Annotated in this window: 10 protein-coding genes; all 10 read left to right on the top strand. The window is 72.6% G+C overall.

Features of this window, described 5'->3' with window-relative positions:
• Positions 1-7 precede the first annotated feature (7 nt).
• The 10 genes from rodA to OHA81_RS11330 all read left to right on the top strand — a co-directional run bounded on the left by rodA (position 8) and on the right by OHA81_RS11330 (position 14,987).
• Positions 8-1,210, top strand: coding sequence for a rod shape-determining protein RodA (gene rodA, locus OHA81_RS11375; protein ID WP_329195177.1), 1,203 nt, complete (start codon positions 8-10; stop codon positions 1,208-1,210).
• A 69-nt stretch (positions 1,211-1,279) separates the two neighbouring features.
• Entirely contained in the window at positions 1,280-2,800 is a 1,521-nt protein-coding gene (locus tag OHA81_RS11370; protein ID WP_329195175.1) for a CYTH and CHAD domain-containing protein, read from the top strand.
• An 85-nt stretch (positions 2,801-2,885) separates the two neighbouring features.
• Complete coding sequence (locus OHA81_RS11365) at positions 2,886-4,811, top strand: TIGR03960 family B12-binding radical SAM protein (protein ID WP_329195174.1); 1,926 nt, start codon at positions 2,886-2,888, stop codon at positions 4,809-4,811.
• 63 nt (positions 4,812-4,874) lie between these two features.
• Positions 4,875-5,675 carry a hypothetical protein gene (locus OHA81_RS11360; protein ID WP_329195173.1) on the top strand — a complete coding sequence of 267 codons (801 nt, stop codon included), beginning with the start codon at positions 4,875-4,877 and terminating at the stop codon, positions 5,673-5,675.
• Positions 5,676-5,786: 111 nt separating this feature from the next.
• On the top strand, positions 5,787-6,566 hold the full coding sequence (locus OHA81_RS11355) for a TIGR03936 family radical SAM-associated protein (protein WP_329202174.1): 780 nt from the start codon (positions 5,787-5,789) through the stop codon (positions 6,564-6,566).
• A 233-nt stretch (positions 6,567-6,799) separates the two neighbouring features.
• Positions 6,800-10,822: an Rne/Rng family ribonuclease gene (locus OHA81_RS11350; protein ID WP_329195171.1), complete on the top strand. Its 4,023-nt coding sequence runs from the start codon at positions 6,800-6,802 to the stop codon at positions 10,820-10,822.
• A 268-nt stretch (positions 10,823-11,090) separates the two neighbouring features.
• Positions 11,091-11,411 (top strand): 50S ribosomal protein L21, encoded by a 321-nt coding sequence (gene rplU / locus OHA81_RS11345; protein WP_030159347.1) that lies wholly within the window; start codon positions 11,091-11,093, stop codon positions 11,409-11,411.
• Between the two features lie 13 nt (positions 11,412-11,424).
• A complete protein-coding gene (gene rpmA, locus OHA81_RS11340; protein WP_030013081.1) occupies positions 11,425-11,679 on the top strand; it encodes a 50S ribosomal protein L27 in 255 nt (84 codons plus the stop codon).
• Positions 11,680-11,848: 169 nt separating this feature from the next.
• Positions 11,849-13,294, top strand: coding sequence for a GTPase ObgE (obgE, locus tag OHA81_RS11335; RefSeq protein WP_329195168.1), 1,446 nt, complete (start codon positions 11,849-11,851; stop codon positions 13,292-13,294).
• Positions 13,295-13,349: 55 nt separating this feature from the next.
• Positions 13,350-14,987 carry a glycosyltransferase family 2 protein gene (locus OHA81_RS11330; protein WP_329195167.1) on the top strand — a complete coding sequence of 546 codons (1,638 nt, stop codon included), beginning with the start codon at positions 13,350-13,352 and terminating at the stop codon, positions 14,985-14,987.
• The last annotated feature ends 70 nt before the right edge of the window (positions 14,988-15,057 follow it).

The following is a 15,057-nucleotide window of genomic DNA, read 5'->3' as shown; positions in this document are numbered from 1 at the left end:
GGACCCGATGCAGACCGCCAACAAGTTCTCCGTCTCCCGGTACGCGCCCGAGCAGCGCGGGGCGCTGGCCAGGCTCACCGCGCGCGACTCGGTGCTGCGCCGGCTCGACTGGCCGATACTCCTCTCCGCGATCGCGCTGTCCTTCATCGGCTCGCTGCTGGTGTGGTCGGCGACCCGCAACCGGACCAACCTGAACCAGGGCGACCCGTACTACTTCCTGGAGCGGCACGTCCTGAACACCGGGATCGGCCTGGTGCTGATGATCGGGACCGTGTGGCTGGGCCACCGCACCCTGCGGGGCGCGGTGCCGATCCTGTACGGGCTCTCGCTCGTGCTCGTCCTCGCCGTCCTCACCCCGCTCGGCGCGACCATCAACGGCGCGCACGCCTGGATCGTGATCGGCGGCGGGTTCTCCCTCCAGCCCTCCGAGTTCGTGAAGATCACGATCATCCTGGGCATGGCGATGCTGCTGGCGACCCGGGTCGACGCCGGTGACCTCGACCATCCCGACCACCGCACGGTGGTGAAGGCGCTGTGCCTTGCCGCCGCCCCGATGGGCATCGTCATGCTGATGCCCGACCTCGGTTCGGTCATGGTGATGGTCGTCATCGTGCTCGGTGTGCTGCTCGCCTCCGGCGCCTCCAACCGCTGGGTGCTGGGGTTGATGGGCGCGGGCGCGGCCGGGGCCGTCCTCGTCTGGCAGCTCGGGATCCTGGACGAGTACCAGATCAACCGCTTCGCCGCCTTCGCCAACCCCGAACTCGACCCGGCGGGCGTCGGCTACAACACCAACCAGGCGCGGATCGCGATCGGCTCCGGCGGCCTGACCGGCTCGGGACTGTTCAAGGGCTCCCAGACCACCGGGCAGTTCGTGCCGGAGCAGCAGACCGACTTCGTCTTCACGGTGGCGGGGGAGGAGCTGGGCTTCATCGGGGCCGGGCTGATACTGGTCCTGCTCGGCGTGGTGCTGTGGCGCGCCTGCATGATCGCCCGGGAGACCACCGAGCTGTACGGGACGATCGTCTGCGCCGGGATCATCGCCTGGTTCGCCTTCCAGGCCTTCGAGAACATCGGGATGACCCTGGGCATCATGCCGGTGGCGGGGCTGCCGCTGCCGTTCGTCTCCTACGGAGGATCGTCGATGTTCGCCGTGTGGGTGGCGGTGGGGCTGCTCCAGTCGATCAAGGTGCAGCGGCCGCTGTCGGCCTGATCCGGCCGATCGGCGGGCAACCTTCCGTTTCTTTTCACGTCGTGATCCGTTCAGAGCTACGTTCGAAGCATGGCGGACACGAAACGAGAGATCGAACGGAAATTCGAGTTCACTTCGGCCGCGACGAAGAGGCTGCCGGACCTGACGGGCACGGCCGGGATCACGGCCGTGCGCCGGCAGGGCACCACCCGCCTCGACGCCGTCTACTACGACACCCCCGACCTGAGGCTCGCCGCCGACGGCCTCACCCTGCGCCGCCGCACCGGCGGCGCTGACGAAGGCTGGCACCTCAAACTCCCCGTCTCCCCGGGCGTCCGCGACGAGATCGCGGCCCCGCTCGGTGACGACACCGTCCCCCGCCCCCTCGCCTCCCTCCTGCGCTCCCGCACCCGCGAAGCCGAACTCGCCCCCCAGGTCCGGCTCCTGTCCAAGCGCAAGGTCACGCACCTCCTCGATGCCGACGGAACCCTGCTCGCCGAACTGAGCACCGACACCGTCACCGCCGAACGGGGCCCCGCCACCGCCGCCTGGACCGAAGTCGAGGTCGAGCTCGCCGACGGCGCCGACCCCCTCCTCCTCGACGCCGTGGAGAAGGCCTTCCGCAAAGCCGGCCTCAAGGTCAGCGACGCCCCCTCCAAACTGGCCCGGGCCCTCGCCGAGACCGGCGCCGCCCCGCCCGCCCGGCCCGCACCCGGCCCCGCCGACGACACCGCCGGCGCGCGCGTCCTCACGTACCTGCGAGAGCAGCGCGAGGCCCTGATCACCCATGACCCCGCCGTACGCCGCGGCCTGCCCGACTCCGTCCACCAGATGCGCGTCGCCACCCGCCGCATGCGCAGCGCCCTCGCCACCTACCGCAACGTCCTCGACCGCACGGCCACCGACCCACTGCGCGCCGAACTGCGCTGGCTCGCCGCCGAACTCGGCGTCGACCGCGACCAGGAAGTCCTCCAGGAACGGCTGCACACCCGGCTGGGTGAACTCGACGTCACCCTGCTCCTGGGCCCCGTCCGCGCCCGCCTGCGCATCTGGGACACCGTCCGGCGCACCGAATCGCGCCTGCGCGCCCTCGCCGCCCTCGACAGCGAGCGGTACCTGGCCCTCCTCGACTCCGTCGACGCCCTGCTCGCCGACCCGCCGCTGCGCAAAGCCGCGACCCACCCTGCCGCGAAAGTCCTGGCCAAGGCGGTACGGCGCGACCACGACCGGCTCGCCCGCAAGGTGAAGCGCGCCCTCGCCCAGGGCGCCGGCCACGAGCGCGACCTCGCCCTGCACGAAGCCCGCAAGGCCGCCAAACGCGCCCGCTACGCGGCGGACGCCGCCGCCCCCGCGCTCGGCAAGCCCGCCGAGCGCCTCGCCGAAGCCACCAAGAAGGTGCAGACCCTGCTCGGCGACCACCAGGACGGCGTCGTCGCCCGCGAGGCACTGCGGGGCCTCGCCGCCCAGGCGGCCGGGGCCGGGGAGTCCGCCTTCACCTGGGGCCTGCTGTACGGCCGCGAGGAAACCCTCGCCGAGCGGTACGAACGGCAGCTGCCGAAGGTGTGGAAGAAGGCCTCCGCCCGGGGCGCCGCCTTCGCCCGCGGCCGCTGACCGGAGCGTTGATCACTGCGGCGGGGGGCGGCCGGGACGCGCGGTACGCTAGAGAGTCGCCCCCTGCCCGCTTCACGAAAGTCGCGTGATGTCCGAGTCGGTCTTCCCACAGCTCGAAGCTCTGCTCCCGCATGTGCAGAAGCCCATCCAGTACGTCGGTGGTGAGCTCAACTCCACCGTCAAGGCCTGGGACGAGTGCGACGTCCGCTGGGCGCTGATGTACCCGGACGCGTACGAGGTCGGGCTGCCCAACCAGGGCGTCATGATCCTCTACGAAGTGCTCAACGAGCGGGAGGGCGTGCTCGCCGAGCGCACCTACAGCGTGTGGCCGGACCTCGAAGCGCTGATGCGCGAGCACCAGGTCCCGCAGTTCACCGTCGACTCCCACCGCCCCGTCGGTGCCTTCGACGTGTTCGGGCTCTCCTTCTCCACCGAGCTCGGCTACACCAACATGCTGACGGCGCTGGACCTCGCGGGCATCCCGCTGGAGGCCCGCAACCGTACGGTCGACCACCCCATCGTGCTCGCCGGCGGCCACGCCGCCTTCAACCCCGAGCCGATCGCGGAGTTCATCGACTGCGCGATCATCGGCGACGGCGAGCAGGCCGTCCTGGACATGACCGAGATCATCCGGACCTGGAAGGCCGAGGGCCGCCCGGGCGGGCGCGAGGAGGTCCTCCTGCGGCTGGCCAAGACCGGCCAGGTCTACGTCCCCGGCTTCTACGACGTCGACTACCTGCCGGACGGCCGCATCGCGCGCGTCGCCCCGAACCGGTCGGGCGTCCCGTACCGGGTCTCCAAGCACACGGTCATGGACCTCGACGAGTGGCCGTACCCCAAGCAGCCGCTGGTCCCGCTGGCCGAGACCGTCCACGAGCGGATGTCCGTCGAGATCTTCCGCGGCTGCACCCGCGGCTGCCGTTTCTGCCAGGCCGGCATGATCACGCGCCCCGTGCGGGAGCGAAGCATCACCGGCATCGGCGAGATGGTCGAGAAGGGCCTCAAGGCCACCGGCTTCGAGGAGGTCGGCCTCCTGTCGCTGTCCTCCGCGGACCACACCGAGATCGCGGACATCGCCAAGGGCCTGGCCGACCGCTACTCGGACGACAAGGTGGGCCTGTCCCTCCCGTCGACCCGCGTGGACGCGTTCAACGTGGACCTGGCCAACGAACTGACCCGCAACGGGCGCCGCTCCGGCCTCACCTTCGCCCCCGAGGGCGGCTCCGAGCGGATGCGCAAGGTCATCAACAAGATGGTCTCGGAAGAGGACCTCATCCGCACCGTCGCCACCGCGTACGGCAACGGCTGGCGCCAGGTGAAGCTGTACTTCATGTGCGGGCTGCCGACGGAGACCGACGAGGACGTCCTCCAGATCGGCGACATGGCCGTCAACGTCATCGCCAAGGGCCGCGAGGTCTCCGGCCAGAACGACATCCGCTGCACGGTGTCGATCGGCGGGTTCGTGCCGAAGCCGCACACCCCCTTCCAGTGGGCCCCGCAGCTGTCGGCGGAGGAGACGGACGCGCGCCTGACGAAGCTGCGCGACAAGATCCGCGGCGACAAGAAGTACGGCCGCTCCATCGGCTTCCGCTACCACGACGGCAAGCCCGGCATCGTGGAAGGCCTCCTCTCCCGCGGCGACCGCCGCATCGGCGACGTGATCCGCGCGGTCTACGAGTCCGGCGGCCGCTTCGACGGCTGGCGCGAGCACTTCTCCTACGACCGCTGGATGCAGGCGGCGGAGAAGACCCTGCCCGCCTACGGCGTGGACGTGGCCTGGTACACCACCCGCGAGCGCACGTACGAAGAGGTCCTCCCCTGGGACCACCTCGACTCGGGCCTCGACAAGGACTGGCTCTGGGAGGACTGGCAGGACGCCCTCGACGAAACCGAGGTCGACGACTGCCGCTGGACCCCGTGCTTCGACTGCGGCGTGTGCCCCCAGATGGACACCCAGATCCAGATCGGCCCGACGGGCAAGAAGCTGCTCCCGCTGTCGGTCGTCAAGTAACGCCTGGGTATCGAGAGGCCCCCCGCCGCAACGGCGGGGGGCCTCTCGTGTGTCCGTATGTTCATGGAACAAGACAATCCGCACCCGGCGCAGGGAGAAGGCTGCCTGGTCGGGGCCCTGCGCATCCCCGTGAAGATCGTGGCGGTGCTGATCGTGCTGCCCGTACGGGTGGTCTGCGAACTGCTCGCCGCCCTCGGCCGCGGGCTCGTGCGGTACGTGCTCGCGCCGCTGTGGACGTACGTGCTGGAACCGGTGGCGCGCGCCGTCGGGTGGGTGGTGGCCACCCTGCTCAAGCTGGTCTTCGTCTGGCCGTGGGCAGCCCTGTGGCGCTACGTGCTGCGGCCGGTGGGGGCCTGGGTGTACGCCTACCTCCTCGCCCCCGCCGGCCGGCTGCTCTACGCCTTCCTGCTGCGGCCCTTGGCGGTGCTGACCTGGCAGTACGTGCTCGTGCCCGTCGGGCGGGCCCTGGTGTGGCTGGCCGTGACCGCGTACCGGTACCTGCTGCTGCCCCTCTACCGGTACGTGCTCACCCCGGTCGGGCAGGCCCTCGCCTGGGCCTGGCACGTGGCCGGGCGGATCACCGGTGCGCTGTGGCGGGCGGCCAAGTGGGTCGGGTGGGTCCTCGTCGGGTGGCCCCTCTCGCAGGTGTACCGGTACGTGCTGACGCCCGCCTGGCACCTCCTGCGCGCCGTGTGGCGGACGGTCCGCGACACCGTCCGGGAGGCCCGCGCCGAGGTGCGCAGGGCGTTGTTCGGTACTCCTCCCCGGGAACCGGCGAGGTCACGGGCGCGTACTCTGGGTAGTACGACAGCCGCCGACGCGGCACCCGCTGACGAGATCTCCCTGCGCCAACGGCAGGGGTGAGCCGGAGCGGGTCGAGAAGACCTCAGGGCGACGCGCGAGCCGCGGAGCCCCGCACAAGGAGAAGAACCACTGGGCAAGCGACAGCCCGAAGGCCCGCCCCCCGCACCGGTGGTGCAGCGCATCCGACTGCGCTACACCAAGCGCGGACGCCTCCGGTTCACCAGCCACCGGGATTTCCAGCGCGCCTTCGAGCGGGCCCTGCGCCGCTCCGAGGTGCCGATGGCCTACTCGGCCGGCTTCACCCCCCACCCCCGGGTCTCGTACGCGAACGCCGCGCCCACCGGCACCGGCAGTGAGGCCGAGTACCTGGAGATCGCCCTCGCCGAGCCCCGCGACCCCGCGATGCTCCGCGAGCTGCTCGACGAGTCGATGCCGGTCGGGCTCGACATCGTCGACGCCGTCGAGGCCCGGACCTCCGGGCTGGCCGAGCGGCTCACGGCCTCCGTGTGGGAGCTGCGCCTGGACGGCGTGGAGCTCGCGGACGCCGAGCGGGCCGTGACCGCCTTCCTCGAGGCCGGGAACGTCGAGGTCCAGCGCCGCACCAAGAACGGCATGCGGACCTTCGACACCCGAAGTGCGGTGGTCAGCCTCGAAGCGCATCCCGCTCCGGTTGATAGGCCACTGGACAATGCCTGTGCGATACTGCGGCTGGTTGTTCGGCATCTGACACCTGCCGTGCGACCCGACGACGTCCTGTCCGGTCTCCACGCTGTGGCCGACCTGGCGCCGCCGGTCCCCGCAGCGGTGACCAGGCTGGCGCAGGGGCTCTTCGACGAGGAGTCCGGCACGGTGACCGACCCGCTCGCGCCCGACCGCGAGGCTGTCACGGCCGCCCCACCCACGGCCGCCGTAGCAGCCGACGCGAAGGCGCCGGAAGGTCCCGCCGCGTAAGGATCGTCATCGTCGCGCCGCCCTGGCACCCGGGAGCCAACCGGGTCGGGCAGCGCACAGACCTGAAGACTTCCGCCAGGCCGTACCGACAACGCGTACGGAACCGGCGGCCACGAACTGAGCTCCCGTGTGGCGAACGCGCCCCGGAGGCCGGTTCCGCGCCCTGTGCGCGGAGCCGTGCCGGACCGGATGTCAGCCGCGGCGCCCGGGAGCGTGACGGGAGAACCGCCCGCATGCTCGACAACGAAACCGAGAACACCAACCCCACCGCCGCCGGCAACGCCGACAGCGGGACCCCGAGCGACAGCCTGCCGCCGCGCAGGCGTCGTCGTGCCGCGTCCCGGCCCGCCGGGCCCCCCGGTGCCGCTGCCGCCGAGGCCGCTCCGGCCGCCGCCGCGCCCGTCGCGGCCCCCGCCGAGGAGGCCGCTGCGGCCGCCGCCCCGGCCCGTGCCCGCCGCCGCGCGACCCGCGCCGTGGCCGCTCCGGCTGCCGACGCCGTGGCCGAGGTGGTGGTCGAGGCTCCGGCCGCGGCCCCCGCTCCCGTCGCCGAAGCCGTGCCCGCCGTGGAGGAGCCCGCCGCTGCGGCCGCGCCGCGTGCCCGTCGCCGTGCCACCCGCGCCGTGACGGCCGCCGCGGCCCCGACCGCAGAGTCCCCGGCCGCCGCCGCGCCGGCCGCCGAGGCCGTGCCCGCCGTGGAGGAGCCCGCCGCTGCGGCCGCGCCGCGTGCCCGCCGCCGTGCCACCCGCGCCGTGACGGCCGCCGCGGCCCCGACCGCAGAGTCCCCGGCCGCCGCCGCGCCGGCCGCCGAAGAAGCCGCGCCCGCCGTGGAGGAGCCCGCCGCTGCGGCCGCGCCGCGTGCCCGCCGCCGCGCCACCCGCGCCGTGACGGCTCCCGAGACCCCGGCCGCCGAGGCCCCCGCGGCCGCCGCCGAGGAGCCGGTCGCCGCCAAGGCCACCGTCACCGTCGCCGACGCCGTCGACTCCCCGAAGCGCGGCGGACGCCGCCGTGCCACCCGCTCCGCCTCCCCGGCCGCCCCCGCGCAGCCCGCGGCGGCCGCTCCCGCCGCCGAGCCCGAGGCGCCCGCCGCCCCGGCCCCGGCGTCCCGTGGCGCCCGCCGCGCCGCGCGCCCCGCCGTGGCCGTGTTCCAGGCCCCGGTGTTCGCCGAGCCGATGTTCCAGACCCCGGAGACCGCCGCCATGGCCGCCGCGGCCGCTGCCGCCGCCTCCCGGGCCGAGGAAGCCGAGGAGGAAGAGGAGCCCGAGGCCGAGGTCGAAGCCGCCGCGGCCCCCGCCCCGCAGCCGGCCGGCCGTCGCCGCCGCCGTGGCCGTGGCGCCGTCGAGGCCGCTCCGGCCGCCGAATCGGCGCCCGTCTCGCTGGCCGACGTAGAACTGCACGAGGCCGAGGAGGCCGAGGTGGAGGCCGAGGCCGCCGACCTCGACGACGAGGAGACCGACGGCGAGCGTCCGTCGCGTCGCCGCCGTCGCGGTGGCCGCCGCCGTCGCCGCGGTGAGGCCGCCGACCTGGACGAGTCCGCCGAGGACGAGGCCGAGACCGAGGCCGCCGAGCAGGAGGCGGAAGAGGACGAGGACGCGGGCGAGGGCGATGACGAGGAGAGCGGCGCCCTCGGCTCCAGCTCCAGCCGGCGCCGCCGTCGTCGTCGCCGCCGCAGCGGTGACAGCGGCACGGACGTCGAGGCGGCCGAGGAGGACGGGGTCCGCACCGTCGTCAAGGTCCGCGAGCCGCGTCCGGCCCGCGAGAAGGCCGAGCCGTCCGACGAGGTCCAGTCCATCAAGGGCTCGACCCGTCTGGAGGCGAAGAAGCAGCGCCGCCGAGAGGGCCGCGAGCAGGGCCGCCGCCGCGTCCCGATCATCACGGAGGCCGAGTTCCTGGCCCGCCGTGAAGCCGTCGAGCGCGTGATGGTCGTCCGCCAGGCGGGCGAGCGCACGCAGATCGGCGTCCTCGAGGACAACGTGCTCGTCGAGCACTACGTCAACAAGGAAGAGGCCACCTCGTACGTCGGCAACGTCTACCTGGGCAAGGTCCAGAACGTGCTGCCGTCGATGGAGGCCGCCTTCATCGACATCGGCAAGGGCCGCAACGCCGTCCTGTACGCCGGTGAGGTCAACTTCGAGGCGCTGGGCATGGCCAACGGCCCGCGCCGCATCGAGTCCGCCCTCAAGTCGGGCCAGTCGGTCCTGGTGCAGGTCACCAAGGACCCGATCGGCCACAAGGGCGCCCGCCTGACCAGCCAGGTCTCACTGCCCGGCCGGTACCTGGTCTACGTGCCCGAGGGCTCGATGACCGGCATCAGCCGCAAGCTGCCCGACACCGAGCGCGCCCGCCTCAAGACCATCCTCAAGAAGATCGTCCCCGAGGACGCGGGCGTCATCGTGCGCACCGCCGCCGAGGGTGCGAGCGAGGACGAGCTGCGCCGTGACGTCGAGCGTCTGCAGGCCCAGTGGGAAGACATCCAGAAGAAGTCGAAGCAGATCACGACGTCTTCGCCGAGCCTGCTGTACGGCGAGCCGGACATGACCGTCCGCGTCGTGCGCGACATCTTCAACGAGGACTTCTCGAAGGTCATCGTCAGCGGTGACCAGGCGTGGGAGACCATCCACGGCTACGTGTCCCACGTGGCGCCGGACCTCGCGGACCGGCTGTCGCGCTGGACCTCCGAGGTGGACGTCTTCGCGACGTACCGGATCGACGAGCAGCTCGCCAAGGCGCTCGACCGCAAGGTGTGGCTGCCCTCGGGCGGTTCCCTCGTGATCGACAAGACCGAGGCGATGATCGTCATCGACGTCAACACCGGCAAGTTCACCGGTCAGGGCGGCAACCTGGAGGAGACCGTCACCAGGAACAACCTGGAGGCGGCCGAGGAGATCGTGCGCCAGCTGCGGCTGCGCGACCTGGGCGGCATCGTCGTCATCGACTTCATCGACATGGTGCTGGAGTCGAACCGGGACCTGGTGCTGCGCCGCATGCTGGAGTGCCTGGGCCGTGACCGGACCAAGCACCAGGTGGCGGAGGTCACCTCCCTCGGTCTGGTGCAGATGACCCGCAAGCGGGTCGGCCAGGGTCTGCTGGAGTCCTTCTCCGAGACCTGTGTCCACTGCAACGGACGCGGTGTCATCGTGCACATGGACATCCCGACGGCGGCCGGCGGCGGTGGCAACGGCAAGCGCGCCAAGCGCCGTGGTGGCCGCGGTCACGAGCACGACCACGAGGTCGAGGCCGTCAGCACGGCCGTGACGGTCGACGCCGACGAGTACGAGGCCGAGACGGAGGCGGAGGTCGCGGCCGAGGTCGCGGCTCCGCGGGCGCTGCCCGAGCCGGAGTTCGTCGCGGGCGAGGAGCTGTACAGCAGCCCGGCCGAGGCGGAGGCCGCCGCGGGCATCAGCGGCCGGCGCAACCGTCGCCGTGCCACCCGCAAGGCGACCGCTCCGGCCGGCGCCCCGCGCGGTGCGGCCGCCGCTGCGGTGCAGGCCCCGGCCGAGGTGGCCGCCCCGGTGACCCCGGTCATCGAGGACGAGCCGGCGCTGGAGCCGGCCGACACCGTCCTGGAGCCGGCCGCCGAGGTCGTCGCCGAGGCCGTGGAGGCCTCCGAGACGGTCGTGGCCGCGCCGGTGGAGGAGGCCCCGAAGGGCCGCACGCGTCGCCGTGCGACCCGCAAGGCCACCGCTCCGGCGGGTGCCCCGGCGGCTCCGGCCGAGCCGGAGGTCGTGGTCGAGGCCGTGGTCGCGCCCGAGGCCGCCCCCGTGGCGGAGCCGGTCGCGGTACCCGAGCCCGAGCCGGTCGCCGCGCAGGCCCCGGCGGAGCCCGTCGCCGAGGCCGCTCCGGCCCGTCCGCGCCGCCGTGCGACCCGCAAGGCCACCGCCCCGGCCGGTTCCCCGGCGGGCGCGGCCGAGGCGGCCGTGCTGGTCGTGGAGACGGCGTCGGCGGAGCCGCAGGCCCCGGCCGAGGCGCCGGTGGAAGCGGAGCCGGCCGAGGAAGCCGCTCCGGTCGCCAAGAAGGCCGTCCGCAAGACGGCCGCCAAGAAGGCGACCACCACCGCGGCGAAGAAGGCCCCGGCCAAGAAGGCCCCGGCGAAGAAGGCGGCGGCCACCAAGACCGCCACCGCGAAGAAGACGGCCGCCAAGAAGGCCACCACGGCCACCACGGCGGCCAAGAAGGCTCCGGCCAAGCGGGCGACGAAGAAGACGGCGGCGGCCGAGCAGCAGACGCCCCCGTCGGTCTCGGCTCCCGCCGAAGCCTGATCCGCGCAACGCCCGTGGGCCCCGCCGAGCGGCGGGGCCCACGGCCTTGCGGGAGCCGGTTTGACCCCCCGGAACCAGCCCCGTAACCTAGACCGTCGGCATGTCCTAGACGATTGACGTCTAGTGCGCGTCGCGCTCCTGAGCACCTTCCTCCCGCTGAGCACCACGTGCGGGAGAGGCCGCTCGTCCATTCCGGATCACCGTGGGCCCCGGCCCATGTGAGCGGCTGGCTTCAGGAGCATCCGTCCCGAGTGAGAGAGAGATCCGCGTGTACGCCATCGTGCGCAGCGGTGGTCGCCAGCACAAGGTTGCTGTCGGCGACATCGTTGAGGTTGACAAGATTTCCACTGCCAAGGTTGGCGACACGGTCGAGCTCTCGACCCTGCTCGTTGTCGACGGCGACGCCGTGACCAGCGACCCGTGGGTGCTGGCCGGGATCAAGGTCCAGGCCGAGATCGTGGACCACCACAAGGGCGCCAAGATCGACATCCTGCGCTACAAGAACAAGACCGGCTACCGCCGTCGCCAGGGTCACCGTCAGCAGTACACGGCGATCAAGGTCACCGGTATCCCCACGGCTGCGAAGTAAGAGGGACTGAGACATGGCACACAAGAAGGGCGCATCGTCCACCCGGAACGGGCGCGACTCCAATGCCCAGCGGCTCGGCGTGAAGCGCTTCGGCGGTCAGGTCGTTTCCGCCGGCGAGATCCTCGTCCGCCAGCGCGGCACCCACTTCCACCCGGGTTCGGGTGTCGGTCGTGGTGGCGACGACACGCTGTTCGCGCTGCAGGCCGGTTCGGTCGAGTTCGGCACGCACCGTGGCCGCAAGGTCGTCAACATCGTTCCGGCCGCCTGATCCAGCTCCTGCTGATCAGCGGTACGTAACTTCCCGAGGGCGGATCTCAGCTCTTCCCGGCGCGAGCCGGGAAGAGAGGTCCGCCCTCGGCGCGTTGTCATATAGACCACGTTTTAATGGGCAGCAAGGCCTGCCCGGGACATTCCCGTATGTATCTGGAGGAACACCCATGACCACCTTCGTGGACCGCGTCGAGCTGCACGTCGCCGCGGGTAACGGGGGCCACGGCTGCGCCTCCGTTCACCGGGAGAAGTTCAAGCCGCTCGGCGGCCCCGACGGCGGCAACGGCGGCCGTGGCGGCGACGTCATCCTCGTGGTGGAGCAGGCGATCACGACCCTGCTCGACTACCACCACAGCCCCCACCGCAAGGCCACCAACGGCAAGCCCGGCGAGGGCGGCAACCGCTCCGGCAAGGACGGCCAGGACCTGGTCCTGCCCGTGCCGGACGGCACCGTCGTCCTCGACAAGGAGGGCAACGTCCTCGCCGACCTCGTCGGCCAGGGCACCACGTACGTCGCCGCGGAGGGCGGCCGCGGCGGTCTCGGCAACGCCGCACTGTCCTCCGCGCGCCGCAAGGCGCCCGGCTTCGCGCTCCTCGGCGTCCCCGGCACCACCGGTGACATCGTCCTGGAGCTCAAGACCGTCGCCGACGTGGCGCTGGTCGGCTTCCCGAGCGCCGGCAAGTCCTCGCTGATCTCGGTGCTCTCCGCCGCCAAGCCGAAGATCGCGGACTACCCCTTCACCACCCTCGTCCCGAACCTGGGTGTCGTCACGGCCGGCTCGACCGTCTACACGATCGCCGACGTCCCGGGTCTGATCCCGGGAGCCAGCCAGGGCAAGGGCCTGGGCCTGGAGTTCCTGCGCCACGTCGAGCGCTGCTCGGTGCTGGTGCACGTACTGGACACCGCCACCCTGGAGTCCGACCGCGACCCGGTGGCCGACCTCGACGTCATCGAGGAAGAGCTCAAGATCTACGGCGGCGGCCTGGAGAAGCGCCCGCGGCTCGTCGTCCTCAACAAGGTCGACATCCCGGACGGCCAGGACCTCGCCGACATGGTCCGCCCCGACCTGGAGGCCCGCGGCTACAAGGTCTTCGAGGTCTCCGCCGTCGCCCGTACGGGCCTCAAGGAGCTCTCCTACTTCCTCGCCGAGGTCGTCGCGAAGGCGCGCGCCCGCAAGCCGAAGGAGGAGGCGACCCGCATCGTCATCCGCCCGAAGGCCGTGGACGACGCCGGCTTCACCGTCACCTACGACGAGGTCGAGGACGTCTACAACGTGCGCGGCGAGAAGCCCGAACGCTGGGTCCGCCAGACCGACTTCAACAACGACGAGGCCGTCGGTTACCTCGCCGACCGCCTCAACCGCCTCGGTGTCGAGGACGCCCTCAAGAAGGCGGGCGCCCGCGCCGGTGACGGCGTGGCCATCGGCTCCGACGAGAACGCCGTGGTCTTCGACTGGGAGCCGACCATGATGGCCGGCGCCGAGATGCTGGGCCGCCGTGGCGAGGACCACCGCATGGAGGCCCCGCGCCCGGCCACGCAGCGCCGCAAGGAGCGGGACGCCAAGCGCAGCGACTCCGTGCAGCAGGAGTACGACGAGTTCCGCCCCTTCTGAGTGGTGACCGGTCCTGTTGAGGTGACCTTTATCCGGGTCGCCTAGGATCCACTGGGTGACCAGCTCCAATGCCGCCACCGTTTCCGTCGTGGTGATCGCGTACAACGACGCCGGGCTCGTGGGCGAAGCCGTTACCTCGGCTCTCGCCCAGGGCCCGGTGGTCGCCGAGGTCGTCGCCGTGAACGACGCCTCCTCCGACGACACCGCGAGGGTGCTGGACGACCTGGCCGCCCGGCACCCACGGGTGAGGGTCCTGCACCGCACCGAGAACAGCGGTGGCTGCGGGACCCCTCGCAACGACGGGATCGCGGCGGCGACCGCCCCCTACGTCCTGTTCCTCGACAGCGACGACGTTCTGCCGCCGGGTGCGGCCGACGCCCTGGTCGGCGCCGCGCGGGAACACAAGACGCCGGTCACCGTGGGCGCGTGCGTGCGGCGCGAGCTGCCGCAGCACCTCGACGTGCCGTGGGTGCCGAAGCTGTACACCGCCGGTGACGTGATCGAGCGGCCCGCGCAGCGGACCGAGCTGGTCCGCGACACCCTCTGCGTCAACAAGCTCTACGAGCGCGCCTTCCTGGACGAGCACGCCATCCGGTTCCCCGACGGCCGCTTCCGCTACGAGGACTTCGTCTTCACCGCGCGCGTGCTGGCCGCGGAGCCGCGCATCGCGGTGATCGGCGATCTCGTCTACGTCTGGCACGTGCGCCGCGACGCCGCGCAGGTGTCGATCTCCCTCGACCGCAAGGACGTCGGCAACTGGCGTTCGCGGATCGAAGCCCACCGCACCGCGTCCCGGATCCTCGCCGAGTCCTCGCCGGAGCTGGGCCACGCCTGCCAGGTCAAGTTCCTGGAGTACGACCTGCGCATGTACCTGCGCGAGATCGGCCCGGACCCGCAGTACCAGGCAGCCTGGTGGACCCTGACGCGGGAGTACCTGGCCGGTTTCGCCGAGGCCGACATCGAGGCCGCGGGGGCGCACGCCCGCTGGATCGTGCGGGTGCTGCGGGCGACCGCGACCCCGCCCGCCGACCTCGCGCGGCTCGCCCGCTTCGCCGCGGAACCACCGCGCCTGGAGCCCCCGTACGCGACCTCCGCCGAGGGGCTGCCGGTGTGGAGCCAGGAGCTGCCCGTGGAGCTGGACCGCCTGGCGGAACTGCCGACGCAAGACCTGCCCGTCACCATCGACGCCCGGGCGGCCGGCGTCTCGGGGCTTCACCTGCGGGTGCACGACCTGTACGGGCGCCTCGCCGCGGCCGGGCCGCGCACCGTCCGGCCGGTGTTCCTGCCGCGCTCGGGCGGGGAACCCGTACGAGGGCTGCCGGTGGAGCTGCGCCCGGCCGAGGACGGCGACGGCTGGGTCTGCGACGTGCCGTTCCGTCTCACCCCGCTGGCGGACGCCGGGCGGCGCCAGGGCCGGCGCGGGATGCAGGCCTGGGGCGTGCAGATCGGTGTGGAGTGTGCCGACGGGAGCTCCCTGACGACCTCCCCGCGCCCCCTCGACGGCCTGCTCCGCAGACGCGCCCTGCCCAGCAGCCGGTACGGTGTTCTGCTGGCGCAGCCGTACCGCACGGCCGGCGGCTCGCTGGCGGTCCGGCTCGCGCCGGGCGCGGCGGGTGCGCTGAGCTTCGTACGCAACCGGCTCGGCAGGGCCACGGCCAAGATGAAGGCCAAGGCCGCGCCGAAGCCGGGCTGACCGGCGCGCCAGGCACAGGCGCAGGACGCGGCCGGCCCGGGCAGGGCCGGCACGGCACGGCACGGCAAGA

Origin of the sequence: Streptomyces sp. NBC_00667 (assembly GCF_036226825.1) — a bacterium.
Taxonomy (GTDB): domain Bacteria; phylum Actinomycetota; class Actinomycetes; order Streptomycetales; family Streptomycetaceae; genus Streptomyces.
The sequence above is the reverse complement of the archived record's forward strand: the minus strand, read 5'-3'. Positions and strand labels throughout refer to the sequence as shown.